Source organism: Pseudocolwellia antarctica, assembly GCF_049933045.1.
GTDB lineage: Bacteria > Pseudomonadota > Gammaproteobacteria > Enterobacterales > Alteromonadaceae > Pseudocolwellia.
The window spans coordinates 1,525,715-1,549,164 of the sequence record NZ_CP187926.1; the positions used below are offsets into that span (position 1 = coordinate 1,525,715).

The following is a 23,450-nucleotide window of genomic DNA, read 5'->3' on the forward strand; positions in this document are numbered from 1 at the left end:
ATCAGTTCGTTACCTAAACCTATCTAATAGTAATTAGAGTCAAACAAATACAATACCAACAACATGAAATGAGTATTGTCTATTAATCAAAAATTGATCTACCTCATATAAACGACCAATAACAAAGAAACCTTGCCACTAATAAGCTAATGTTAAAGTAGCTTCGTTAAATAATGCTTTTTACTAACCTAAACTTCAAAGTTTATTCATTAATAATAAATATAGGTGACGATATGAAATATTTAATAGCCGTATGTAGTGTTTCTCTAATAAGTTTAGGGCTAATAAGCTGTGACTTAGGACCAGAATCCCCTAGAGGTTTTAGTTTCCCTAAAGGTGATAGTAATCAAGGTAAGTTGGTTATAGTTAAATACCATTGTTTATCGTGCCATCAAATTAAAGAATTAGATAAAGGAAATGTAATAGATAACCCCGAGTTAAATATTCCATTAGGCGGACAATCAACAAAAGTTAAAACTTATGCAGAGTTAGTTACCAGTGTAATTAACCCTTCACATAAAATTGTGAAATCATATCCAGAAGATAGTTATAGCACTGATGGTAAGTCTAAAATGAAAAACTTTAATGAAGAAATGACCATTAATGAGTTAATAGATCTCGTAACATATTTAGAAACTCGCTACGAACTTATCCCTTATAGTCATACAAATTATCAGCTTTATAATTATTAATCTTGATAAATTGAGTAAGGAAGATAGAGATGAAAATCACTAAACATGGTTTATCAATAGGTATAGAAAGAATAAATAATAAATTTTTTCTCTCTTTAAAAGCTGTAGGTAAATTAACCCATGAAGATTATGAAATCATTACACCCTTAATTGATGGTGCATTGTCACAAGTAAAGGAGCCAAAAGTAGATGTACTCATAGATGGTACTGAACTAGAAGGCTGGGAACTTAGAGCGGCATGGGACGATTTAAAACTTGGTTTAAAACATAATAATGAATTTAATAAAGTTGCAATTTATGGCAATAAAAACTGGCAAGCAAAAACAGCTAAAATAGGTTCATGGTTTATATCAGGAGAAATTAAATATTTCGAACATTTAACTGATGCAGTAGATTGGCTGAAACAGTAACTTTTCTAAATGTGCTCGCTTAGGTTTAATCTAATAAAGCCAAGCCAGTACATTTAGATTTGTAGCTTTGAATAAATAAACTATATAACCACATATCAATTTCTTCATTATATAATCCACAAGACCCGCTATAAACATACCAGAACAACATTAGCTAATACTAATATATTAACTAACAGAAATTACACCGTCTATCATCAGATATAAAAAACAAGCACTTATAAAGCACGCAAAAAATATCTGCATATCGATATAAACACAATAAATCCTATTTTTATTGATGTTAGATAAATAATAATTCTTAAACATATAAAATATCTTGGAGCTTCTTTAAATTTAAAGTATATTAGATTTAACTAATATACTTGATCTTTACATATGCTAAATGACAATCAAAAATCTAATATGGCTGAGAGTGCCGAGAAGGCAGAAAAACTGTTAAAACTCTTGGCTAATAAGTACAGATTACAAATTTTATGTTCACTGGCTAGTGGCGAAAAAAGTGCAGGTGAATTAGAAGAAGAGAGTGAGTTATCGCAATCAGCAATATCTCAACACTTAGCTAAATTACGTGAGTCAGATGTAGTTGCCGCTGAAAAACGCGGACAAATGGTGTACTACAAATTAGCGAGTATTGAGGTAAATGCTATTTTATCTACACTCTATTTAATTTACTGCAATAAATAAGATTTATCTAATATAAAACCAAAATGGGAAGGCAAAATGAAATTCAAAAACGCTACAGCGAAAGAAGTACAACAATGGCTAAACGATGGCGAAGCCACAATTATTGATGTTCGCGAACCAGCAGAATTTGCTAATAAGCATATTCAAGGTGCTACTTTATTGCCATTAGGTAAAATTACAGCTGACGATTTACCTGATACAAAAAATAAAATTGTTATTTATTGTCAAAAAGGTGCAAGAGGTAATTCAGCCTGTATAAAAATTACAGAACAAAATAACGATGTAGTTATATACAATTTAACTGGTGGTATTGAAGCATGGGAAGCAGAAGGAAACCCAGTTAAACAAGGTAAGAGTAAAGTACTTCCTTTAGACAGACAGGTTCAAATTACAATTGGATCATTAGCATTATTAGGGAGTTCAACAGGGTACTTGTATGATCCAGTATTCATGTTCATACCAGCATTTTTAGGTGCAGGGCTTTTATTCGCAGGCTTATCTGGTACTTGTGGTTTGGCTATAATCATGGCAAAAATGCCATGGAATCAAAAAGTTTAGAGTATTCTAAAAATAACCTAATTTGTTTCTTATTATTAGCCTCTGTAATGCTATTTAAGTATGTGGTTTGTGTAAAATAAAGATATATTACATAAGCATTATAAATCTTCTTTACTCATGAAATTTAAAGTAGGGAAACTAGGTTTTATAGTTAATGATATCAATTTTTTCAGTAATTGAGGAATAGCGTGATAAATATGACTAATACTAATAATGAAGGTAATAACGCACCAATTGTAATTATTGGTGGTGGTGCAGGTGGGTTAGAACTCGCTACAAAGTTAGGCCGATATTATAAAAAAAAGACCGCAGCGTGTGGTTCTAGTTGACCAAAACCGCACACATATTTGGAAACCCTTGTTGCATGAAGTTGCCGCTGGTGCATTAGATGCAGAAATTGATGGTGTCGATTATTTAGCTATTGCTCACAAAAATGGATTTACCTTTCAATTAGGCACAATGATAGATCTAGACAGAGAAAGTAAAACTGTTTATTTAGCTCCATTAATCGACGACGCACAACAGCTTGTTTTAGACAAACGTCAGCTTAATTACAGTAAATTAATCTTCGCTCTTGGTTCTATTACAAATGACTTTGGTACTGAAGGCGCTGCACAAAACTGTATTTTCTTAGACTCTCAAAAAAGCGCACAAAACTTTCACACACTTTTACTCAACGAATTTTTAAAGTTACAAGACGATACAACAAAAGATACTTTAGCAATTTCTATTGTTGGAGCAGGGGCTACAGGTGTCGAACTCTCAGCCGAGCTTTATAAAACCACCGAATTATTAAAAACATATGGTTATACTCATCTGCATAACAATCGACTGAAAGTAAGAATAATAGAGTCAGGGCCACGATTATTACCTGCTTTGCCTGAACGAATAGCAAATAGCACTAAGGTAGAACTCGAGAAGCTTGGGGTTGAAATTATACTTAATACCTTTGTAACCAAAGTTGAAGCCACAGGTTTACATACAAAAAATGGAGATTTTATTAATAGTAATATATCTGTTTGGGCTGCAGGTATTAAAGCACCAGAATTTCTACAAGATCTTGATGGACTGGAAACTAACAAAATCAATCAGTTAGTAGTGAACCAGAATTTAATAACAACTCTAGATAATAGTATTTATGCAATTGGTGATTGTGCGCATTGTATAATGCCTGATGGTTCAAAGGTTCCTCCAAGAGCACAATCTGCACATCAAATGGCATCTAATGTTTTCACAAATATTAAAAATGCAGAACAAGGTAAAGAACTCAAACCTTATTTGTACGTAGATTATGGCTCTTTAGTTTCTCTTTCTACTTAATTATGCTTGTTAATAAACTTAACAAACGACTTAGACCCAATCTGAAGTTACATTAATGATTACAGAGTCAGAAACACCAAAAGATAATAATTAAAAACATATATTTTTATTCAAACGGTTATAAATTATTATCCTAAATAAGTTCATCTAGATAAATGGTACTAATAATTCAATACAAGCTAATCCTGGTAAACATGTTTTAGTACCAATATTAACAAACGGATGTCATTCGAAGTTAAGCAGTAGATCGTAAGATCACGTTTTGTAGGGGATATAGAGAAAGTTCGCAAAGATCTTCTTTTGTTCTTTCCAAGCTAACAAGTAGATCATTATACCTGTTAAAGATTAAGCGTGAGATCTTATCTTTTGATGTTCTACAGGTCTTTATTTACAAGTACTTAAAGCAATATAGTATATTTTTAATAATATATGCAACTGCTAATATTTTCAACTGTTTATCTTAAATAGTATTAGCTTGATTTATTCAAAAAAAAGGGCAAAATCATAACATGCTGTAAATTATTCAAGGTCCGTTATGATCTCACTAGCAATACTAAAAGAGTCATGGAGTGAAGCATCAAAACAATTTTCTTCACAATCAATGGCGAATGACTATTTGACAATTTTTCGCGAAAATAATAATAAACAAATTTCAGAGTTAAACGGTCAAATTAATAATATTGATGATGTAGCGCTTAGTTATTTATTGTTTCCTAAGTTTAACATCCCCATATTAGTAACGGCACTTTTAGTAAGAAATGGTATTAGTGGTGAATTCATTAAAACTTTATCAAATATAATTCCTAAAGATATGTTGGTAACCGTTTTAAGTATATCTAAGAAGAATTTAAGTTATCAATACAGAAGAAAATCACTAAATAAATCACAAACAGAATCAGTAATTGGCTTTATACAAATTTGGTCAGAGTTAATGATTTTATTTAAAAATAGAAGTGAATTGGTGAATCAGTGGTTAATTAAGGAAAAGCTCCCGTTATGTGGAAACGCACCTATTGCATTAATAAGCACAGGACCAGGCAGAGAGGCTATATCTGATATGCTATATAGGATAAAAACAGGAGATCTATCCTAACTTCTCTCTAATGCAAATATTTGGAAGCTCTGTATTAATTTCTAAATTTTGTAACCTTTCATTAAGTCTTTATCAAAAGTAAATCGATGTTCTCTAGGATTATTTAAGCATTTACCTATGATTCTTCTATTGAATAATGAGTGATTCTCAAGATGTACTGAATTTTTTAAACTGTATTGATTAAGGCATACTGGACAAGTGCCATCAACAATCACTGACATTATTTCTCTATCAATATCTAAATACTCCTCTTTATTGTTTACATTAGTCACTTTTGAAATGCATACGGCACCAACAGGCTGGAATATGTGCTCTAACAAGGTTAATTTGTTAATTGATAAGTGCATTATGTTCCATGCAGGTTTAAAGGAAATATAGTAACAAACTACAAGTAAGCTCCAAGCCCACAGTGGTAGCTCTGCTAAAAGAAAGCCAAGTGCAATGGGTGCTGCGATGAAGTAAATTAACACTGAAAATAGAAAAACCTGGCGGTGTTTCTTTTTTGTAAAGAACTTACCAGTAATTTTGAGATACCACGGTGTGCGCTTAAGTAACTTTGTCCTATAAGTAATATCGCCATTTAACGTATTTAGAGGCATTTCTGTTCTTTTTGCTGTGGCAGACTCAACAGCATTTTCTTCTTCGAAAGCCATTGAGTAATAAGTTGCGTTTCCTGAGCCACCACCAACGTGCTTCTTAATTACCGGTCTTTTTTTAAAGTCTAAATCCGCATTACGACTAGCAATTTCAACCTTAAATTTATTTAGAAGCTCAATAAGTTTATCTAGATAATTACCATACGTTTTATCGGATTTTTCTTTGCCACGGAACAAGTCCTTTAGCGATGGTTTTTCTAATCTCTCTTTAGTAGCTAGGACGTCAATACAGGACTGATAAAACTCCTCTACATCTTGGTTGTTTATCTCATCGGCCAAAAATTCAATTGCATTACTGAAATAAGAAATCTTTTTGTTTTCCATGACTTACTACTTTCCTTTTCCGGTAATTCCGGAATTTCACGATTAATTATATGTTTTATTTGATTATCCACATCGAGCGGTATGTCCGCCACTAAAAATTTAATTATTGGAGCATCTTATGAGTATAGAAACAAACGAAATCAACAATGCTGAATTATCTTATGGATTAAAGGAAGGTAAATTAGTTTCAATAAATGATGTTGAACAAGGGCTAAATTGTGAATGTCATTGTCCTTATTGCGAGAAAAAACTTGTCGCCAAAAAAGGAGACATTCGAAAGCATCATTTTGCACACTATGATGGTGATGACTGCCATTTAGGCCAAGAGACTGCAATTCACTTATTAGCTAAAGACCTTATCGCTAAAAATAAAAAACTTATGTTACCGGCAAGTTATGTGAAAGTTGAATCAAAGGACATTGGCGGTTACTCTCATGAGTCATCATATTTTGAACAAGGCAAGATAACTCAATTAGAAAACATTGAAATTGAAGCTCCATTAGAAGGATATCAACCAGACTTAATAGCCGTTACTGAAGATGGGGAGTCTATTGATATCGAGGTACTAGTTACTCACGCTGTTGAACAGGAAAAAGCGCAAAAGCAGTTTCGTAGTAACAGACTAATGGTTGAAATAGATTTATCCGCGCTATCAAGAAGCAGTTCTATTGATGAGATAGAGCAAGCAGTCATTTATGAAGCACCACGGCACTATATAAATGATGGGAAGTTAATAATCAAAGAAAACATGCAGGAAGAGCTAAACAAAAAAGTTACTACAATCAATGAAAGTCACGAGAGTTTAAATAAGCTAGCCGGATTAAGAGGTAGCGTTGAGAATAAGTACTTATTGATGGGATATAAATTTGGAGGTGGTTATTCTACAAAATATAACTCTCATTTTACTGTAGGGCATTTATATTATACAAAACCAGTACAAACACATGACACTGGAAACTTCACTATTCAAGCAAGCGGCGGGGTTGAATTATCGCAAACAGATGCAGATGAAAGCCTCATTTCACAACTTAAAAATATAGAGCTTCCAGCTTTAGTTTCTCTTCGTTTTGAACCTAAAATAATCAGTGGCAGGAAAGTAAAAATGATAGTAACCGATTTATTAATTGCTGATAATGACGAACATAAGTAAAAACAAATAAGGAAGATGCTGAGTGAGTAGTAAAAACAATAACATTACGTTTTATAGTGAAAACTCAGCAATTTTATTCTCACAATACCAATCAACTTCGTTTGAAAATGTTAATAACTCATGGATTCAGGCAATTGACTTCCAACAATGTAAAACTACACTCGATATTGGTGCAGGTATTGGTAGGGATGCGTTAGCGCTAAAACATAAAAAGTTATGCGTTACTGCAATTGAACCATCAGACAATTTAAGAGCACTAGGGCAAGTGTTTACTAGTGATGATGTAACCTGGATAAGCGATACCTTACCAAAATTAGAAAAAGTCAAAGACAAAACCTTCGATATCATTCTTATTAGTGCCACCTAATTGCATTTAGCTAAGCCAGCCAATTGCATTCAGCTCTGCCATAATAATTCGATTTTAAAAGACCTGTCATCTTTGGATATATTGAACACCACTAGCACAGACTTTTGCCGCTAAGAACTGAACTAAATTAGTCCTCAAAATTAGGCAGACTTATGTCAACAAAGATACGAAAGCGGACGTTCCAAAAATTTAAAACGATGAGTTTATTGCAGATAATTTTTTGACAATAACCAGTTAAGCTTGAATTGTTTTTTTGCGTAACGCGCTAGTCGAATTTGATCAGAAATATAGTTCACATAGGGAGATGATATTTATAAATCCTTTTATAATTGTCACTGATTTTATATACAGCCAGCCATGTATCCTTCTTTCTACAAGTATGTGGTTAATATTTGTCGTAAAAAAGAATGTGATGTTTTGATTTTTAATTATAAATAATTGATTAATATTCAAAATTAAATTATTGTGAGTGATTATTATTAAACAATAATGATGTTAACTTCGGTGTAGAAACACGGGTGTTTGCCTCATATTAAACTGTTAGCAGTCTTATTCAGTTTGTATAAATCAAGGGTTGGTTTTTAGTGAAAAGGTTTCACGTTTCACTTAACCTCTCCCTACTTAAACTTAACTAATCGTTAATATCGTAGTGTTCTTTTCTTGGTGTTAATTTTTGAGTAAAGTGTATTAAATAGCGTTAGTTGTAATATTAAAAAGTTATAGCGGTAAACCGCCAAAGCTTATCTTACACTGCTAACAAGGCAAAGCAGCAGGACTAAAAACAGCTGGCCGTTGCTCGTGCCTCGCCATTTTGGCCAACAATTTTTAGCCTCTGTTTGAGGCGTTAGGTGTTTATCGAGCATGGAAGTTATCGAAAAGGTTGAGATACTCGCAAATGATCAATTGATTATTGTCTTAGCAAGTGGCGGAGAGCCTAGTTACCAATATATTTATCGTGAAGCTGCGGAAGTTAATTGGGACAATAATCTTAAAGCGTTTAAATCTCCAGCTCCGAGAGAGTGGAGTCATTCCGATTGGTTTCACCACATCATCAAAGTCGCAAAGAATTGCAGTATTAATTTAAGTTTAGATAATGATACAACTTGGGTTAATATCCCAAACAATGTTAAAGAACAAATGCTTGTGGGTAAAAACACCTAACAAGAAAATCAACAAGGACTAAAAACATCGGGCTGTTCGCTCCGCTCCATTTTAGCCCACTATTTTTAGCCTGTTATTTGGGCGTTATACGGCAAGTAAGGTCAGGAGTTAAATTTTGAGTCAAGCAACAAATCACCTTTTGCATAGAGGCGGTAGAAATCAATACGGAATAACATCTGAAGATCTTCCTCGTCGTATGAGCTTTGAAGATAAGAAAGCTCTAGAAAGTGAATATGTGAGCAGACATAAAGAAAAATGGCTTGCTCTTTTTATAAACTTTAATAAAAAGCAGTCATGGGAATTACTATTTTCTAAACCTATGAAATACAGAACTCTATCTCTAAGCTCATTTTATTCTGAATTAAGAGAGTATGAATCAGTCGAAGAGTATTTATTGAACTTTCTATTAACAAGAAAAGAAGTCGCTTTAGAGTTAATGGGTTTTTCTGATGATGATGCGCATAAAGTAATAAAAGAATTTAATCAAAAGTATTACAGCTAAAAGCCGTATAACAAGCTAATTAATAAGGACAAAAAACAGTTGGCTGTTTTCGTTCCTCAACATTTTAGCCAACAATTTTTTGCCCATTATTAGGGCGTTAGTTGTCCGCATAAATTTTATAAAATTACTTTTGTAATTGTGTGCTCAACAGTTGTTTTGCGTGTGGTTCAATTATTTGGTTTGGCAATGGAAGTGCCTTACAATATTCACTTCCTTTTTGCCCAACCCAGTTTTCGCCTTGCGTAGCTTTATGCAAACGTGACTTTAGCTTTTAAGGCTCAAAGTTCAAACTTTGGTGAGAAATGCGGAGGTGTTTTGGCTTCTTCCTTCCATCAAATAAACATGGTAACTTGTTGTGCTTGAAGTGTTTTTAATAACCAAGCAACTAACAAGTTGCTCAAACGGACAAATAACAGTCGGCTGCGCTTCGCGCATTATAGCCAACGGTCATTTGCCCCTTAGCAAAGCGTTATAACGAATGTGCTTAATTCAACTATGGAGTCCTCATGAGCGAAGAAGAAAATAACATGAAGTGGTATGAGCAATTATTTTGTGGGTTACCAATTGCATTAATATCAATTGGAGGTGCAGTTGGTGGTTTGTGTGGTGGTCTAGCATTCGCCCTAAATATTAGTGTTTTCTCAAAGGAATTATCAACAGGTAAAAAATATTTATTTACCTCTTTAATTACTTTGGGTGCAGTCATTTCTTATTTTATAATATTGGTTGTTTTGGCAATTGTTTTTCCTGAGACCTTTGCATAAAGTTCGTTATAACAAGCCATTCAAGCAGGACAAATAACAGTTGGCTATTTGCTCCTTCGTCGCTTATTTTAGCCAACTATCATTTGCCTCTTAATGGGGCGTTATATGCTAAAAATGTTCAAACAAGTTAATCGCGTCTAGGGGCGCAGAGAACAGTCTTTTCTTCTCATCAGATTCAGCAAGCTCCAACTAAGGAAAGTAAATGAAACCACCTAAAAAACTCGTTGAAGGTTTACAAAAAAAAGGGTTACTCCCAGAGAGTCTTCCAGAAATCACAAACTTCGTTGAATTCGAAGCATTGCTAGTTGAACAAATATCTACCAAACACGATAAACTTGATTGTATTGTAATGTTTGATGGTGAGTGCATTGAAAGTGAAAACTCATACTTTTTCCTCATGGATGAGTTTATTTCTTCAATAGGTGAGAAACATGGGATTTCAAAATTAGAATCGAAATTTGATGTCAACCAAGGGAGAATATTTTGTCGAGCAGAAAAAGACTCTATAGAACATGAGGTAAATTTCGAACAAGAAAGTGACTGGGTTTCATCGGAGTTTATTGATTTTATTTTTTTACTAACCACTGTTAAGAAAGGTAAATTCATAGAAGTTTCTACAGGTGATCAAATATTTTTAGCCATATTTCTAAATAAAACATTGAGCACTGCATATGAAAAATATAAATCTTCAGATAAAAATTCAAGGGAGGCATTTTTAAACCATTATATGTTCCCAGAGGTTAAAATATTATCCTCATTAAGATACAGAGAAGTTTTGTCGGCATTCAAATCATTATTTTTAGAAAGTGACAAAATACTTGATCCCGAAGCTTATAAAAAAGATACAGCCATAGCTGCTCTTGCAATTTCAGAAAACAAAGATGCCTTACCAATTTATCATATGGTCACTCAATCACCTATAAAAACCCATAATTATGTAACTATGAACATTTATGATTATTCAATTATCTGCCCTGAAGGCGATTGTTTTTTTCTTAGCCTTAAAGAGCCAGAAAAAGAAGTCATATTTAATTATCAAGCAAAGAATGTAGGCATGTTAGTTGGGGAACACTCAGAGGACTTAGGTGACTATATAATCATTGGTAAAAACCTAGATTGGGGGATTGTGGTCACAGGTGATATGTTTATTTGTGCTGGAAGCCCTGTTTTAGACTTACTAACCCCGATTAAAAAGTCAATCAAAGGGAATTTGATTGCTCCCATTTTTAAGGGTTTCATTGAAAATCATTACCTACCGCTTATCTGTGAATTAGGTTATAAAAAGACATCAGTTCCTAATTTTTCTGCATCCGCTAAGGAATATGAACTTCATTGGAGTACGGTCAGTGTACTTGGAGAACAAGAAAGTGGAACAGATAACATAACTATCAAAATACATTTAAGTGTATATAACCCTGAAGTACAATCATTTTTCAAAGATAATAAAACGCCTCCAACACTATTCGACTTTACGAATTATAGAGGTTCTACTTGGCAGATAAATTCTCCAGATGAATTTCAAGATAAAATTCAAGATATGTGTTCATATATTAAAGGTATAGATGCTGAAGGGAAGAAAAAAATACCACTAGAAAAATGGGTATCTCTATATGTTGGTTGTAACCAAACCTTTAATTCCGCTATAGCAGCGATGTTAAATAACGACAAAGCAGAAGCTACTCGTTTAGTAAAAATACAAATCGAAAAAGAACGTGCATATCCATGTGGACTAAGCCAAGATTCAAAAACCATTAAGCTATCAGAACTTATTGATAGTATGAGTTAATCTTCGCATATAACAAGCCATTCAAGCAGGACAAATAACAGTTGGTTTTTGCTCGTGCCTCGCTATTTTAACCAACTATTTTTTGCCTCTTAATGGGGCGTTATGTGTAAATGGAGATTCAATCTACTTATGAGTAAATTTTATAAATTTTTACTTTTAATCCTTAATTCTTGGGTATCATTAATTTTCGTTATCTTGTTTAGCTTGGCGAGTTTTTATTTAGCACAAGTAACCAAAGATACAAATTTATTTGCTGCGTCAGGTGCTGTTGTTACCGTTTTCGGTTTATTCTCCATGATTAGGTTTACGACAATCGAGAGATACATAAATCAAGAGCAAATTATTGCCGCAAGTACAGGTGTTACAGGGCCACCACTAACACCAGAAGAATCTGAGCGTTATCAACGTGATTATCAAGCAGCTGTAAAAATTCAGCTAAAAAAGGAACTAAATAGTGAGTTAAAAGGTATATCGCTTACTATCACAGGAACGCTTATTTGGGCATATGGTTCATATATTCCGTTATATTTAAGTTAGCAAATTTACACATAACAAGCCATTCAAAAGGACAAAAAACAGCTTGCTGTCCTTCGTTCCTCAGGCATTATAGCAAGCTGTTTTTTGCCTCTTAATGGGGCGTTAGCAGTCTTTATTCAGTTTGTATAAATCAGGGATTGGTTTTAAGTAAAAAGGTTTTACGTTTCACTTTACCTATTCCTAATTAAAATTTACTTAACGTTAATCGCTTTGTGTTGTTTTCTCAGTGTAAATTTTTAAGTAAAGTGTATTAAAAGACGTTAGTTGTAATATTAGAAAGTGATAGCGGTAAACCGCCAAAGTTTATCTTTCACTGCTAACAAGGCAAAGCAGCAGGACTAAAAACAGCTGGCCGTTGCTCGTGCCTCGCCATTTTGGCCATCAATTTTTAGCCTCTGTTTGAGGCGTTAGCAGTCTTATTCAATTTGTATAAATCAGGGATTGGTTTTTAGTGAAAGGTTTCACGTTTCTATTTACCTCTTCCTAATTAAAGTTTATTTAAAACTAAATATTCAGTGTTCTTTTCTTAGTGTTTATTTTTAAGTAAAGTGTATTTTTAATAATGCGTTGTATTATTAACTAGTTATGGCGGTAAACCGCAAACGTTTATCTTCCACGGCTAACAAGGCATTGCAAAGGACTAAAAACAGCTGGCCGTTGCTCGTGCCTCGCTATTTTGGCCAACAATTTTTAGCCTCTGAATGAGGCGTTAGGTACACAAGGAGGTTAGCATCAGAGTCACGATTTTATGCCTAGTTTTATTATCTTGTTCTTTCTTAATTAAAGCAGAAGATAATCCTCAAGGGCTTGTAACTCTTTCTAAAAAGTTGCCTAAACAAACAATTAAACCTCTTGCCCTAATTAAAAACCAAGACTTTAATCTATATAATCACCCATTTAACCCTGAAGTGTATTGGGTTGTAAAAGACTCCTTGTTTGATTCGTCATTAGATAAAATGACGTCTTATGGTTTTAGTGTTGCTTTGCCGTCAGAGCAAACAATTAAATCTGTTTATGATGGTTTAGATAAAATAGTTAAATATAAAAGTCATTACTTTGGTAAAGATAGTATTTGTAAATATGGCTATATAAATAAATCTGAACATGATCTTATTTTAAAGTTGTATTTTAATAAGCAACTAATTGTTGTATCTGGAAATGAAAATTTTATAAAACAAAACCTAAATCTTACTTATTACTGTAATTGGTAAAGTGTACCTAACAAGTCACTCAAAAGGACAAATAACAGTTGGTTTTTGCTCCTTCGTCGCTTATTTTAACCAACTATTATTTGCCTCTTAGTGAGGCGTTAGCAGTCTTATTCAGTTTGTATAAATCAGGGATTGGTTTTAAGTAAAAAGGTTTTACGTTTCACTTTACCTCTTCCTAATTAAAGCTTATTTAAAACTAAACACTTAGTGTTCTTTTCTTGGTGTTAATTTTTAAGTAAAGTGTATTTTTAATAATGCGTTGCCTTATTAAATAGTTACAGCGGTAAACCGCCAAAGCTCATCTTTCACTGCTAACAAGGCAAAGCAGCAGGACTAAAAACAGTTGGCCGTTGCTCGTACCTCGCCATTTTGGCCAACAATTTTTAGCCTCTGTTTGAGGCGTTATACGTTTTTCAGATTGGTGTGTAATTGAAAAGTTTAGATGATATAGCAAAACAATTCAGAGCTACTTTTGAAACTGAACACAGCAATATTAAGTTACCTTTTTTTGAAGATTTTCCTAAAAATTGCTGCGAAGGAGCATCTTGCTTTTTAGCTTTCTATTTCATGGATAAATATCCAGAAAAAGATGTTTCAGTTATACACGGAAAAAGCTCCGATGGTGTTGAAAATCATTATTGGGTTGAAGTTGATGGTTTCATTTATGACTTAACCGCAGATCAATTTGAAGAAGTCGATAAACCAATTTATGGTGCTAAAAATCATCCACTGTCACATTGGTTTTGTGTAACATCTAGCCAATTTGCTTCTTGCTTTTTTGGAGAGTATGCGGACAAATTTGTTGGTTTTAAAAAGCAGTCCCGTATTTATACCCAAGTAACTAGTTTGGTGGTATAAACGTATAACAAGTTGCTTAAAAGGACAAAAAACAGTTTGCTGTTTTCGTTCCTCAACATTTTAGCAAACTATTTTTTGCCTCTTAGCAAGGCGTTATAAGGTTCAATCAGGCATGGATAAGCAAAGTCGAATGGAACTCCGAAGAAAGGCTGGTTACAGAGATTTACCTGAACCAGTTGTAAAGGTTCAAGGTCCTGAGTATTCAATGTCTTTTGCATGCTTTAGCTGTAAAACTTCTAACATGCGTCATTTCAACGTCCCTTCATGTGATTACCCTAAGACTATGGAATGTCCTATTTGTAAAAGTACAACGGTAAACTTAGGTAGGCATTTTAAACCACCTAAAAAATCGGATATTGCCCAATGGAAAAAGGTTAGGTTTCTCGCAGAACATGGATTTGTGTTTCAAAAAATACGAATTGATTCAAATAGCTACGATAGTGTTCCGTACCCTGATACATTATCTGAAGCCAAAGAATTTGTCGTAAAATACAAAAAATGGGCTTGGGAACCAACCTTATAACAAGGCGTTCAAACGGACAAAAAACAGTTGGCTGTTTCACTCCGTTCACATTATAGCCAACAATTTTTTGCCGCTTAACGTGGCGTTAGCAGTCTTATTCAGTTTGTATAAATCAGGGATTGGTTTTAAGTAAAAAGGTTTTACGTTTCATTTAACCTCTCCCTAATTAAAGTTTACTTGTCGATAATTTCTTTGTGTTGTTTTCTCAGTGTAAATTTTTAAGTAAAGTGTATTAAAAATAGTTAGTTGTAATATTAGGTAGTTACAGCGGTAAACCGCCAAAGCTTATCTTACACTGCTAACAAGGCAAAGCAGCAGGACTAAAAACAGTTAGCCGTTGCTCGTACCTCGCCATTTTGGCCAACAATTTTTAGCCTCTGTTTGAGGCATTAGGCTTCTCTATCATTAACTAGGTCAGGATAATAATGAAAAATATATTTTTAACTTCCTCTTTTGCAGACGTTGTAAATTTATTTAAAGAATATAAAAATGAAGATCTTCAGGGGAAAACCATCACTTTTATCCCTACAGCGAGTATTCATGAAGAAATTATATTTTATGTAGAGGCAGGAAAAAAAGCCTTAGAAAGTATTGGTTTTATTGTAGATGTTCTTGAAATTTCTACTGCGTCACATGAAGAAATATTAAACAAACTTAAGCATAATGAATTTATCTATGTAGGTGGAGGGAATACTTTTTTCCTTCTGCAAGAATTAAAAAGAACAAAAGCAGACAAACTAATTATTGACCAAATTAATTTGGGGAAAACTTATATTGGTGAGTCAGCTGGATCAGTTATTCTTTCTCCAAATATTGAATATATTTCTGAAATGGATAACCCTAAAATAGCTAAAAAACTAGCATCCTATGACGCTCTTGGTGTTATTGATTTTTATCCTTTACCTCATTACACCAATTTTCCATTCAAAGAACTTGCAGAAAAAGTATTTGAAAAATTTTCAGATAAAATAAACATGTGTACTTTCAGTAATGATCAGGCAATTATTATAAATGACAGTAATGTTAAAATTGTGAGCAAAGCCTAACAAGGCCATTAAATCGGACAAAAAACAGTTGGCCATTGTTCGTGCCTCACAAATTATAGCCAACTACTTTTTGCCGTTTATGGCAGCGTTAGTTGCCTATGAAACTTAAGAGTGTAATTTACGAGTTGTTTGAAATTGATTTTGGTTCGCTGAAAGGACAAACAGATTCCGAATCTCACGAAATAGATCGTGAAATTTACTTAGAATTCGAAACTGGTGAAATATTTTATTTTTCTTGGTGTAATGAGCCAGTACAATATTGCATTGGATTTAAGCCTGAAAGGTTCAACGAAAATGAACCTGATCATGTTATAGATGCGACTAACTGGAAAGTTTGGTGTGAGCTTGTCGGACAAGACATATCCTTTGTCTTTGCCGATGAGTCACATCAGATTTTAGAGTTAAAAGGTCTATCGTCATCTGTGTATTTATCAAGCCAAGAAAGAGGCTCATGGGGCGCTGACGTATTACATATATCAAAAAGTTTGCCGATAGTCAGCAACTATAAGGCAAATCAACAGGACTTTGATCTTCCCCCGCTTTAACGGACACCAAAATCTAACTAAAAATGAGGTGTCCCATGCCATAGTACAACAATCCAATGTCCGCAATGAGTTTGAACCCGTCTCTCAGCCGAGTATATGATCTTGGCTAATATCCTTTTAAATATTATTAAGAATGAGCAAAAGCTAATGTCCGCAGTTGGCTAACTATTAACCTAAAGAATGACCGATAGCTAACGTCAACAATGCGCACCAAGTGATCATTTTTATTCGTGACAAACCTAATGTTATTCAGTGGTCACATAAAATGTTATTAGGTGGCAGGGTAGAATGATAATGACTGGCAGTTCTGATGTAATTGGGTGGCATAACCAATGTAATTATCCACTTTCAAGATGTTTCTATAATTATTAATAGCATGTATCAACGTAATACTGATAAAGGATGTCAGAAATGAAATACATAGAATTCATTATAGACCCCAAATAAATTATATCGCTGTATAAATGGAATGAAAATAATGACGATCAATTGGAACAACACTCGGCCTTTAGATAATTCACAAAATGAAGGATTTGAAGAGCTTGTATGTCAATTAGCGCGTAACGAAAGCATCCCAAATAAAAAAGAGTTTATTAGAAAAGAGAAAACTGATGCAGGGGTTGAATGTTTTTGGATCTTGGATAACGATGGCAAAGCTACCAATCACTGGATCATAGTATCGTGCCTGCATATAAATAAGTACGGTTTACGAACCAGCTAAACGTTAACTTAAATAAGTATCAAATATCTGAAATAGCGCTATTAAATATGTTTTCTAGACTTTTTAAATAACCGTTGTATCCATCAATATTCGCTTGTACCCATTCTTCTTTTTGAAATATCAGGCCATGTAATATTCACCCATAAAAAGAAACATAACTCTTCAAAGAAAAACCTAGTTCAATGAGATTGACTTAGCTCACTCAAACGTAAATTCTCATTAAAAGAGTCAACAAAACAATGTTGGCATATATCAATACACATCAGTTTTCCATCTTCGAGAATAGAGCCATAACCGCAGTAATGTTCGATACAAATAAACTCACTGTATTCATCATCGCCTTTTACTACATGTAAGCCACATCTATCACATATCAATTCACTAACAACTTTCACGCTAGCTTCTTTATACTTTTTCATAACAAATACCTTAACGTTAGCAGGTTTAAATAACTTGGATAGCACCAACTACCCAAGTAATGTGTTAAACGCTTGTTTAGCTAAATAAACCACTACTGCTATGTGCAGGAGGGTGTGTTTTGTTGTACACCTTGCCAAGTTGCTTACGGCTAACATGGGCGTAGATTTGTGTCGTTGAACTACAGGCATGACCAAGCATCTCTTGCACATGACGTAATTACGAACCATTATTTATGCGGATAACTCCCAATGCTCTTTTCTTTCTTCTAGTAAGATTCTTTTAGCTACTTTACTTGCTTCTACATCTGACAATAAATCCAAGAAATAACTCACAGGATTATGCTTCTCTAGGCTTTCCATATACAACACTCTAAGTACTGCATCTGTCGTTCTTGGGATATCTGATTTACCTTTTTCATACCTAGCGATTGTTTGCTCAGAAACACCAAAACGCGTAGCCAATATTTTTTGAGATACATTTAGCTCGATCCGTAAAAACTTGAATTCCTTATTTGTTAATGGCTTTTTGCTATCCACCACAATTTCGGCAATCGCTTGATGTAAACTACCTATATCGTCAATGCTGCTGTATGTCTCACCGTCAATTTCTTCAACGGTAAAACCATTCTTTAAGTAGACATTAGATAATCCACTTTCTGTGTAATGATACATTTTTTTCTCCTAATCAATCCAAACAGTCATCAAAGTAGACTTTGGGTCGTTATGGTGATTTTTAAGTGTTATATAGATAAGCGGCTTCCATCACGCCACCTAGATATTTTTTTTATTGCTGATGTATCTGGAGAAATTAGCATGCGATCATTTCGCTTAAGTGGGGTAGTGTTCAGGTTTGGGTCTGCGAGTTGTGCGATTCCAAATAAGTCTTAAAAGATGAACCATTAATAAACTCACCTTTACGTTTATGTTTTGCCCACTTCAACTTTTTCTCTCGAACTAAAAGTATTATCTCATCGTTCGAGCAATCAATTGCTTTTGATGCATCAACAACGGTTATAGGTCGATGACAAGAAGATTTAAGCATATTTGCTAACCAAATTTTAAAAGGCTCTGTAGGTACTATAACTTGGCTTAAATCTGAAGTTGAGGAAAAGTAACCCTTAATCTTTTTAGTCAAAACAGCATTGACTACGTCGCCGAAATTGCACAAGTGTTGTATTACCGATTGTGTTTGTGCCGTTATGGTTAAATAGCCATCTTTGTATGGAGGTGTTTTAACAAACTCACTGATAAGTCCCGTGATGTAGTGCATATTGAATATCTTAGTAAACTTCATTTTTTGATTACCTACAAATGATGTATTTACCATGGGAAACGTTTGGCTTTCAAATATAATGGTGACATCACCAATATCTAGATTTACGGCTTTTGCTAAGGAAAAGATATCAACGTGATAACGAGGGATTTCATCATAAAGTTCTGATGCATACTTGACTCTAGCTTTTTGAACATATTCAGTGCGTTCATTGAATGATGTAAGGTTGAGAAAGTCAGATTCATCATATGTTCCTTTCACCCAATGCTTAAATTGCATAGGTGGATGAATCGTTTCAGTAAAGTCTTGTAAATGACTATTACAACGTTCGTCCCATAGAACTCGATGCTCAGGTGATGTTAACAACTGTATCCCAGTTAATATTAACTCACTATGATTAGCACTATAGGGTACACGTGAGAAAGCTTGAATCAACATATCAAACGGACGTGCTGCTACATACGTAGCAAAAGTGACATCAGCTAACAGTGTTGAGTTTGCTAGTAGCGTACCATCAACTTCAGGCCATAACTTCCACTCTAATGCGCTTAACTCGATATCGGCGAAATGCTGAGCACTAGCCTTTAATTTCCAAGGCTGCTTACAGCTTGGGCAAAATTCAAAAAGGTTGGCATCCCATGATATTGGTTTATGACATTGGGGGCAGGTATCTATTAGCGGAAGCTTATGTTTAGGACAACGGGCTACAGTGGCAATACCCCAACGCCAATCCATAACGTGTTCCTCAGCCAAACAACCGGTACAAATACGAGGAAAATCTACTACTAACTCAGCAAATGTCCGACCCTTCTCATAAAGCCAAGATGTTTGACTATATCGCTGATGCAGTTGAAGTACATCAGTTACATCACGACCTAGCTCGATGGATAGCACTTTAGTTAAGTTAGTTAATTGCGTTGTGTGCCAAAGTCCAAAACGTCCTGCTTTGGGTTTATCCATTTTTATCGATTTGAGAAAGTTACTAAGCTTAAAGTGGCTGTTCATATAAGCAAGGCGCATTAAGTATTCAGTTAATGCTTCATTTTCTTTTGGGTAGGGGCGTAGACGTAACATAATTAGGATCCCCCTTGTCGTGTACCAGCTTTATGATTGGCATTACTCTTTTTAATTACTCCATTTTGTTTGTTCAATAATTCACTATACTGAGCATCAATTTGGTATGCGTGCTCGGTAAAAAGATTAAAGTTTTTAATCTTGTTATAAGCCATGGCTTTAAATATAAGATTAAGGTCGTTAACCGTTATTTCTTTTTTATCTGGTAGCTGAGTCATAACACGCATAAACAGCTGTGTAATACGTCTTGGAACCCCTAGAGTCGCAATATAAAAGCGTTTTAACATATCAAGCTCTACCAAAGAACAAATGCTATAACCTGCGTTAGTAAAGTGGTTCTCTATATTTTTAAGGTAACTAGCAAACTCTTTCATGTTTTTGGTGTTGTTAATGTTAAATGGAACTAGCTCAACATTAGCAGACGAGAATCGCTCTCTAATCTCCTCGTGCTCGTCGAGTAATGTTACAAGCTCAGGTAGTCCAGAAAATACTACAGACAAGCAAAGGTCATCCATTAACACTTTAATAAAGGCCATAATGTCACGTGTTCGAATGAGCGCATTTTTTCTTAGTAAGTGTTGAAACTCGTCAAAAATAATGATTTCAACGCCCGTGAATCGTATAAATCGGTAAAGTTGCTTAATCGCCATATCGATATTACGAGGGGTGGGGTGTTCATGTCTCCCGCAATCCATTAATTTTTCAATAATGCCAAGTATTGATGGTTTCCCAGGAACTCGTATTGATAACAACGGCAATTTTGTTACTTCATCCGTTGCTTGGTAATCCGGCTGTTGATAGACTTCAGTTGCGAAATAGCGTAGTAACCGGCTTTTACCAAGCCCTGATTTCCCAATAACTATACAGCCTTGCCCATCTAACCCTGACATCATATGGCTTTGTCTTAACTCTTTAAGCCCAAGGTTAAAGCAACCGTGTTTAAATGTTTTAAAGTAAAGCTCACGTGCATTTGGTGGTAGCTTCATGATTTTCGGATTGGTTGATAGATCACTGTTCATATCGATCGGCAAAGGCGTAAATACATTTATTTCAGGTTTATGATTCATCATGACCACTCACATCGTTTGGATTATAATCATCTGAGCCATTAGTTTCTGTTGGGCTAGGGATTTTCGAATTATCTTCTCTATTGTCATCATTAAGGGCATTAATCTTGTTTTCTAATTCATGAGTTCTAGCGGGACGACTCCTTATACTTCTTTTTTGTTTCTCTTTTTTAGCTAAACGGGCATTCGCAGCTATGATTTCAGGGTTTTCATCAACGCCACGTTTATGGCCAAACCCTTTTTTGCTGTAGGTTTTAACTTCTTTTGCTTGATACTCAGCTAAAGACATTCCTTTATAAATCGTAGGGTCTATAGTAGTCACTAAAAACACATCTTGAGTGAATGGATTCAACACACTAATAGCACTAACATCTGTTATTGAGTAATAGCATTGCACAGTAGGCTCTTCATTTTGTTGAGCTAGTTGCATTGCTATGTTCTTCAATTCACCAGCATCATCGTTGTATCTAATATTGTTAATGACTACACCTTGATGAAATACATCACCAGATACTTTTCGAGTACAAGTTTTACCTGCGGGAAGTTGAACTCTGTCCATATCAACTGGAATTTCAGGGATAAAACCTTCATTTATTGCTTCTTGCCAAGCTTGGTTTGGTGTTTTTTGTTTTAAACCTGAGTGTGGCGTGTTGTGGTATTGATCCACAACCCATCCCTCAAATGCACGTCTAAACTCATCAATGGTTAAAACAGCTTTTTGCTTCATGGTCATACTTTGTTTTTGTTGCTCTTTAATATTTCCAACATAGCCTGGTAGCGATATGGCGAAGTCATTTTTCACCCCTAAATTTAGCCGTTCAATATAGGGTTTCAGCCAAGGACTGGCTGATTGAAGTACCTCAATTTTAGTACCACAATAATTGTTAACATAACTGATAGATTCAATTGAAGTAAAACCTGAGCCACCATCAAGAACTAATAATTCAGGAACACCAAAGGCAAGCCAAAGAGAATCGTTAAAGGTGTGAAAACTGCCATGTTTCTTAGGGCATATGCTGTGGCGGATTGCACTTATGATTGTAGAACTAGGCTCCCCTCTACCAATTTGTAATTCATATCCCAGCACGGAGCGAGTATATACATCAAGTAAGATAATAATGGTGACGCCATCAAGATAATTACCTTCATCATCTACAACACCCACAGGAATATAAACGCCATCAGCTTCTACACGTTGTAAAGGATGTTGAGTAACGTATTTAGCAATAGCATTACGCATGGCTTTTCGACGTTCGTTACGGTTATTCTGTGTTTTAATCAGGGCATCTGGGGGAATCAGGTCAGTTATCCATGTTCTAAAAGTTTCTAGGCAGGGTACTTTATCAAAAAGACCTTTTAGTTTTCCTCTGAATTTGTCGTAAGCATATTGAATAGACTTAGGAACTTCTTGGAGTATATGTTCATCGGTAACCATTAAAGCAATCGATATTATTTCCTCATCAAACTTACCTTTGCGCTTTTTCTTTAATTTATGTTTTGCAGTAACACCACCTACAATTTGATTCTCTATTTTTGCCCATTTACCTAAAGTTGAAATACAGGGGGGATCAGAATCATCTATCTTTGTTGAGACCTCACAGATCACACGTTCGCGCAATAACTTACCGCCAACAGTGCAACCATTTTCTTTGACAGCATTTAAGTAGGCATTCCTGCGTTGTTGCTCAATAAGCTCGGTTGGACTTAGGTTACCTATAGCAATATTCGCTGGCTGTTTATCTTGAACAAAGAATAAGGATTTATTGAGGACTTGCTCAAGTTCAAAGTTGTTTAATGTTATAGGTGGGGTGCCTAAGCCATCAAATACCAGAGTGACATAGTCTTTACCTGTCATGTACATTCGGCCTAACATGCCCTTAAAGGAAATTGGAGTATCGTGTTGTCGTATCTTATGTTTCATAATAGGGAGCTCTTTCGTAACGAGTATTATTAATAACTCTATGTGCATGAAAGCAATTTCATTAACTTAAATAGGGGGGGATATTCACACAAAAAACACAAGATCTTTCCATTTTTGAGTTAAATCACAAGTGAATAAACGATGGGCAATTGAACGTTGTACCAAAAGAGAGTCAATTTTTTTATCTCTAGCTATCTCTATCAATTCAAGGAAATCATAGCCTTTATTATCCAGGCCTTCTGTCAGTTCTTTGAAGGCTTTAATAGGCGCAGGGTGATGTAAACTCGGGGATAGACGGGCGATATTGTCAACACGGTGACCAACTCGAATATCCTCCTCAGTGATGACTCTAAACACTTCGTTCTTCGTCGCGTAGAGCTCAGTAAGATATTCCTTTTTTTCAATAAATTCGGTTTTTAGCGTTACGTCAAAATATTTAACTTCCTCTTTATATACAGTAGTAGGTAGATATAGAGCCCCATCAGGTGTGTATCGATTTGGACGACCATAAAGGTGATGCACTACATGATCAGGCTGTGTAATGAAATCTTCATCTTTATTCAAAAAGAATAATCGCAAAGCGTAATATTCGAGTTCTAATTTACTTTCTAAAATCGAGCTCCGGTTTAAGCCTTTACTAAAACCAAAAAAGGAACTGCCAGTAAATCGTTGTTTCACTTGTTGTCTTGGAGAAATACTCATAGTTTTTCTTTTATCCATTCAATATAATTTTATTGGATTATAGTGAGTGAATACAACAAGTCAAGATCATAAGTCATTGATAT

The 23,450-nt window shown here is 34.6% G+C and carries 27 protein-coding genes; 20 read left to right on the forward strand and 7 right to left on the reverse strand.

Features of this window, described 5'->3' with window-relative positions; all coding sequences use genetic code 11:
• Nucleotides 1–233: 233 nt before the first annotated feature.
• The 7 genes from ACPUVN_RS06700 to ACPUVN_RS06730 all read left to right on the forward strand — a co-directional run bounded on the left by ACPUVN_RS06700 (nucleotide 234) and on the right by ACPUVN_RS06730 (nucleotide 4,760).
• Nucleotides 234–692, forward strand: a complete 459-nt coding sequence (locus ACPUVN_RS06700) for a cytochrome C (RefSeq protein WP_426357360.1) — start codon at nucleotides 234–236, stop codon at nucleotides 690–692.
• A gap of 29 nt (nucleotides 693–721) precedes the next feature.
• Nucleotides 722–1,102: an STAS/SEC14 domain-containing protein gene (locus ACPUVN_RS06705; RefSeq protein WP_426357361.1), complete on the forward strand. Its 381-nt coding sequence runs from the start codon at nucleotides 722–724 to the stop codon at nucleotides 1,100–1,102.
• 378 nt (nucleotides 1,103–1,480) lie between these two features.
• Nucleotides 1,481–1,789: an ArsR/SmtB family transcription factor gene (locus ACPUVN_RS06710; protein WP_426370256.1), complete on the forward strand. Its 309-nt coding sequence runs from the start codon at nucleotides 1,481–1,483 to the stop codon at nucleotides 1,787–1,789.
• A 36-nt stretch (nucleotides 1,790–1,825) separates the two neighbouring features.
• Nucleotides 1,826–2,347: a rhodanese-like domain-containing protein gene (locus ACPUVN_RS06715; protein WP_426357363.1), complete on the forward strand. Its 522-nt coding sequence runs from the start codon at nucleotides 1,826–1,828 to the stop codon at nucleotides 2,345–2,347.
• A 197-nt stretch (nucleotides 2,348–2,544) separates the two neighbouring features.
• A complete protein-coding gene (locus ACPUVN_RS06720) occupies nucleotides 2,545–2,676 on the forward strand; it encodes a hypothetical protein (RefSeq protein ID WP_426357364.1) in 132 nt (43 codons plus the stop codon).
• Complete coding sequence (locus tag ACPUVN_RS06725; RefSeq protein WP_426370257.1) at nucleotides 2,663–3,667, forward strand: NAD(P)/FAD-dependent oxidoreductase; 1,005 nt, start codon at nucleotides 2,663–2,665, stop codon at nucleotides 3,665–3,667. Before ACPUVN_RS06720 ends, ACPUVN_RS06725 begins: the two co-directional genes overlap by 14 nt.
• Before the next feature lie 535 nt (nucleotides 3,668–4,202).
• Entirely contained in the window at nucleotides 4,203–4,760 is a 558-nt protein-coding gene (locus ACPUVN_RS06730; RefSeq protein ID WP_426370258.1) for a hypothetical protein, read from the forward strand.
• Nucleotides 4,761–4,801: 41 nt separating this feature from the next.
• On the opposite strand, the gene ACPUVN_RS06735 is transcribed toward ACPUVN_RS06730, so the two are convergent.
• Nucleotides 4,802–5,740, reverse strand: a complete 939-nt coding sequence (locus ACPUVN_RS06735) for a hypothetical protein (RefSeq protein WP_426370259.1) — start codon at nucleotides 5,738–5,740, stop codon at nucleotides 4,802–4,804.
• Nucleotides 5,741–5,858: 118 nt separating this feature from the next.
• On the opposite strand from ACPUVN_RS06735, the gene ACPUVN_RS06740 reads away from it, so the two are divergent.
• The 13 genes from ACPUVN_RS06740 to ACPUVN_RS06800 all read left to right on the forward strand — a co-directional run bounded on the left by ACPUVN_RS06740 (nucleotide 5,859) and on the right by ACPUVN_RS06800 (nucleotide 16,911).
• Nucleotides 5,859–6,890, forward strand: coding sequence for a competence protein CoiA family protein (locus ACPUVN_RS06740; RefSeq protein ID WP_426370260.1), 1,032 nt, complete (start codon nucleotides 5,859–5,861; stop codon nucleotides 6,888–6,890).
• Nucleotides 6,891–6,912: 22 nt separating this feature from the next.
• Nucleotides 6,913–7,257, forward strand: coding sequence for a methyltransferase domain-containing protein (locus ACPUVN_RS06745; RefSeq protein WP_426370261.1), 345 nt, complete (start codon nucleotides 6,913–6,915; stop codon nucleotides 7,255–7,257).
• 861 nt (nucleotides 7,258–8,118) lie between these two features.
• Nucleotides 8,119–8,418, forward strand: a complete 300-nt coding sequence (locus ACPUVN_RS06750; protein ID WP_426370262.1) for a hypothetical protein — start codon at nucleotides 8,119–8,121, stop codon at nucleotides 8,416–8,418.
• A 115-nt stretch (nucleotides 8,419–8,533) separates the two neighbouring features.
• Complete coding sequence (locus ACPUVN_RS06755; RefSeq protein ID WP_426370263.1) at nucleotides 8,534–8,920, forward strand: hypothetical protein; 387 nt, start codon at nucleotides 8,534–8,536, stop codon at nucleotides 8,918–8,920.
• A 506-nt stretch (nucleotides 8,921–9,426) separates the two neighbouring features.
• Nucleotides 9,427–9,684 carry a hypothetical protein gene (locus tag ACPUVN_RS06760; protein WP_426369881.1) on the forward strand — a complete coding sequence of 86 codons (258 nt, stop codon included), beginning with the start codon at nucleotides 9,427–9,429 and terminating at the stop codon, nucleotides 9,682–9,684.
• Nucleotides 9,685–9,886: 202 nt separating this feature from the next.
• Nucleotides 9,887–11,470, forward strand: coding sequence for a hypothetical protein (locus tag ACPUVN_RS06765; protein WP_426370264.1), 1,584 nt, complete (start codon nucleotides 9,887–9,889; stop codon nucleotides 11,468–11,470).
• Nucleotides 11,471–11,599: 129 nt separating this feature from the next.
• Nucleotides 11,600–12,007 carry a hypothetical protein gene (locus ACPUVN_RS06770; protein WP_426370265.1) on the forward strand — a complete coding sequence of 136 codons (408 nt, stop codon included), beginning with the start codon at nucleotides 11,600–11,602 and terminating at the stop codon, nucleotides 12,005–12,007.
• 827 nt (nucleotides 12,008–12,834) lie between these two features.
• Entirely contained in the window at nucleotides 12,835–13,218 is a 384-nt protein-coding gene (locus ACPUVN_RS06775) for a hypothetical protein (RefSeq protein ID WP_426370266.1), read from the forward strand.
• 429 nt (nucleotides 13,219–13,647) lie between these two features.
• Complete coding sequence (locus ACPUVN_RS06780; RefSeq protein WP_426370267.1) at nucleotides 13,648–14,076, forward strand: hypothetical protein; 429 nt, start codon at nucleotides 13,648–13,650, stop codon at nucleotides 14,074–14,076.
• A gap of 112 nt (nucleotides 14,077–14,188) precedes the next feature.
• A complete protein-coding gene (locus tag ACPUVN_RS06785) occupies nucleotides 14,189–14,599 on the forward strand; it encodes a hypothetical protein (RefSeq protein ID WP_426370268.1) in 411 nt (136 codons plus the stop codon).
• A 425-nt stretch (nucleotides 14,600–15,024) separates the two neighbouring features.
• The gene (locus tag ACPUVN_RS06790) at nucleotides 15,025–15,645 is read left to right on the forward strand and encodes a Type 1 glutamine amidotransferase-like domain-containing protein (RefSeq protein ID WP_426357399.1); all 621 of its coding nucleotides are present in this window, start codon (nucleotides 15,025–15,027) and stop codon (nucleotides 15,643–15,645) included.
• A 98-nt stretch (nucleotides 15,646–15,743) separates the two neighbouring features.
• Nucleotides 15,744–16,190 carry a hypothetical protein gene (locus ACPUVN_RS06795; protein ID WP_426370269.1) on the forward strand — a complete coding sequence of 149 codons (447 nt, stop codon included), beginning with the start codon at nucleotides 15,744–15,746 and terminating at the stop codon, nucleotides 16,188–16,190.
• 478 nt (nucleotides 16,191–16,668) lie between these two features.
• Nucleotides 16,669–16,911, forward strand: coding sequence for a hypothetical protein (locus ACPUVN_RS06800; protein WP_426370270.1), 243 nt, complete (start codon nucleotides 16,669–16,671; stop codon nucleotides 16,909–16,911).
• A gap of 179 nt (nucleotides 16,912–17,090) precedes the next feature.
• Here ACPUVN_RS06800 and ACPUVN_RS06805 read toward each other — a convergent pair whose 3' ends face one another.
• The 6 genes from ACPUVN_RS06805 to ACPUVN_RS06830 form a co-directional block, all read right to left on the reverse strand.
• Entirely contained in the window at nucleotides 17,091–17,330 is a 240-nt protein-coding gene (locus ACPUVN_RS06805) for a hypothetical protein (protein WP_426370271.1), read from the reverse strand.
• Nucleotides 17,331–17,561: 231 nt separating this feature from the next.
• Complete coding sequence (locus tag ACPUVN_RS06810) at nucleotides 17,562–18,002, reverse strand: helix-turn-helix domain-containing protein (RefSeq protein ID WP_426370272.1); 441 nt, start codon at nucleotides 18,000–18,002, stop codon at nucleotides 17,562–17,564.
• A 172-nt stretch (nucleotides 18,003–18,174) separates the two neighbouring features.
• Nucleotides 18,175–19,677 (reverse strand): TniQ family protein, encoded by a 1,503-nt coding sequence (locus ACPUVN_RS06815; protein WP_426370273.1) that lies wholly within the window; start codon nucleotides 19,675–19,677, stop codon nucleotides 18,175–18,177.
• A gap of 2 nt (nucleotides 19,678–19,679) precedes the next feature.
• On the reverse strand, nucleotides 19,680–20,747 hold the full coding sequence (locus tag ACPUVN_RS06820; RefSeq protein ID WP_426370274.1) for a TniB family NTP-binding protein: 1,068 nt from the start codon (nucleotides 20,745–20,747) through the stop codon (nucleotides 19,680–19,682).
• A complete protein-coding gene (locus tag ACPUVN_RS06825) occupies nucleotides 20,734–22,665 on the reverse strand; it encodes a hypothetical protein (RefSeq protein WP_426370275.1) in 1,932 nt (643 codons plus the stop codon). The genes ACPUVN_RS06820 and ACPUVN_RS06825 overlap by 14 nt, the downstream gene beginning before the upstream one ends.
• An 84-nt stretch (nucleotides 22,666–22,749) precedes the next feature.
• Nucleotides 22,750–23,367, reverse strand: coding sequence for a hypothetical protein (locus tag ACPUVN_RS06830; protein ID WP_426370276.1), 618 nt, complete (start codon nucleotides 23,365–23,367; stop codon nucleotides 22,750–22,752).
• Between the last annotated feature and the right edge of the window lie 83 nt (nucleotides 23,368–23,450).

Excerpts from the sequence above, each read along its gene's own strand:
- ACPUVN_RS06830 (WP_426370276.1), bottom strand. The coding sequence starts at position 23,367 with ATGAGTATTTCTCCAAGACAACAAGTGAAACAACGATTTACTGGCAGT.
- ACPUVN_RS06795 (WP_426370269.1), top strand. The coding sequence starts at position 15,744 with ATGAAACTTAAGAGTGTAATTTACGAGTTGTTTGAAATTGATTTTGGT.
- ACPUVN_RS06730 (WP_426370258.1), top strand. The coding sequence starts at position 4,203 with ATGATCTCACTAGCAATACTAAAAGAGTCATGGAGTGAAGCATCAAAA.
- ACPUVN_RS06760 (WP_426369881.1), top strand. The coding sequence starts at position 9,427 with ATGAGCGAAGAAGAAAATAACATGAAGTGGTATGAGCAATTATTTTGT.
- ACPUVN_RS06810 (WP_426370272.1), bottom strand. The coding sequence starts at position 18,002 with ATGTATCATTACACAGAAAGTGGATTATCTAATGTCTACTTAAAGAAT.
- ACPUVN_RS06700 (WP_426357360.1), top strand. The coding sequence starts at position 234 with ATGAAATATTTAATAGCCGTATGTAGTGTTTCTCTAATAAGTTTAGGG.
- ACPUVN_RS06705 (WP_426357361.1), top strand. The coding sequence starts at position 722 with ATGAAAATCACTAAACATGGTTTATCAATAGGTATAGAAAGAATAAAT.
- ACPUVN_RS06825 (WP_426370275.1), bottom strand. The coding sequence starts at position 22,665 with ATGAAACATAAGATACGACAACACGATACTCCAATTTCCTTTAAGGGC.
- ACPUVN_RS06815 (WP_426370273.1), bottom strand. The coding sequence starts at position 19,677 with ATGTTACGTCTACGCCCCTACCCAAAAGAAAATGAAGCATTAACTGAA.
- ACPUVN_RS06715 (WP_426357363.1), top strand. The coding sequence starts at position 1,826 with ATGAAATTCAAAAACGCTACAGCGAAAGAAGTACAACAATGGCTAAAC.
- ACPUVN_RS06735 (WP_426370259.1), bottom strand. The coding sequence starts at position 5,740 with ATGGAAAACAAAAAGATTTCTTATTTCAGTAATGCAATTGAATTTTTG.
- ACPUVN_RS06770 (WP_426370265.1), top strand. The coding sequence starts at position 11,600 with ATGAGTAAATTTTATAAATTTTTACTTTTAATCCTTAATTCTTGGGTA.
- ACPUVN_RS06805 (WP_426370271.1), bottom strand. The coding sequence starts at position 17,330 with ATGAAAAAGTATAAAGAAGCTAGCGTGAAAGTTGTTAGTGAATTGATA.
- ACPUVN_RS06740 (WP_426370260.1), top strand. The coding sequence starts at position 5,859 with ATGAGTATAGAAACAAACGAAATCAACAATGCTGAATTATCTTATGGA.
- ACPUVN_RS06720 (WP_426357364.1), top strand. The coding sequence starts at position 2,545 with ATGACTAATACTAATAATGAAGGTAATAACGCACCAATTGTAATTATT.
- ACPUVN_RS06750 (WP_426370262.1), top strand. The coding sequence starts at position 8,119 with ATGGAAGTTATCGAAAAGGTTGAGATACTCGCAAATGATCAATTGATT.
- ACPUVN_RS06765 (WP_426370264.1), top strand. The coding sequence starts at position 9,887 with ATGAAACCACCTAAAAAACTCGTTGAAGGTTTACAAAAAAAAGGGTTA.
- ACPUVN_RS06710 (WP_426370256.1), top strand. The coding sequence starts at position 1,481 with ATGCTAAATGACAATCAAAAATCTAATATGGCTGAGAGTGCCGAGAAG.
- ACPUVN_RS06790 (WP_426357399.1), top strand. The coding sequence starts at position 15,025 with ATGAAAAATATATTTTTAACTTCCTCTTTTGCAGACGTTGTAAATTTA.
- ACPUVN_RS06820 (WP_426370274.1), bottom strand. The coding sequence starts at position 20,747 with ATGATGAATCATAAACCTGAAATAAATGTATTTACGCCTTTGCCGATC.
- ACPUVN_RS06800 (WP_426370270.1), top strand. The coding sequence starts at position 16,669 with ATGACGATCAATTGGAACAACACTCGGCCTTTAGATAATTCACAAAAT.
- ACPUVN_RS06785 (WP_426370268.1), top strand. The coding sequence starts at position 14,189 with ATGGATAAGCAAAGTCGAATGGAACTCCGAAGAAAGGCTGGTTACAGA.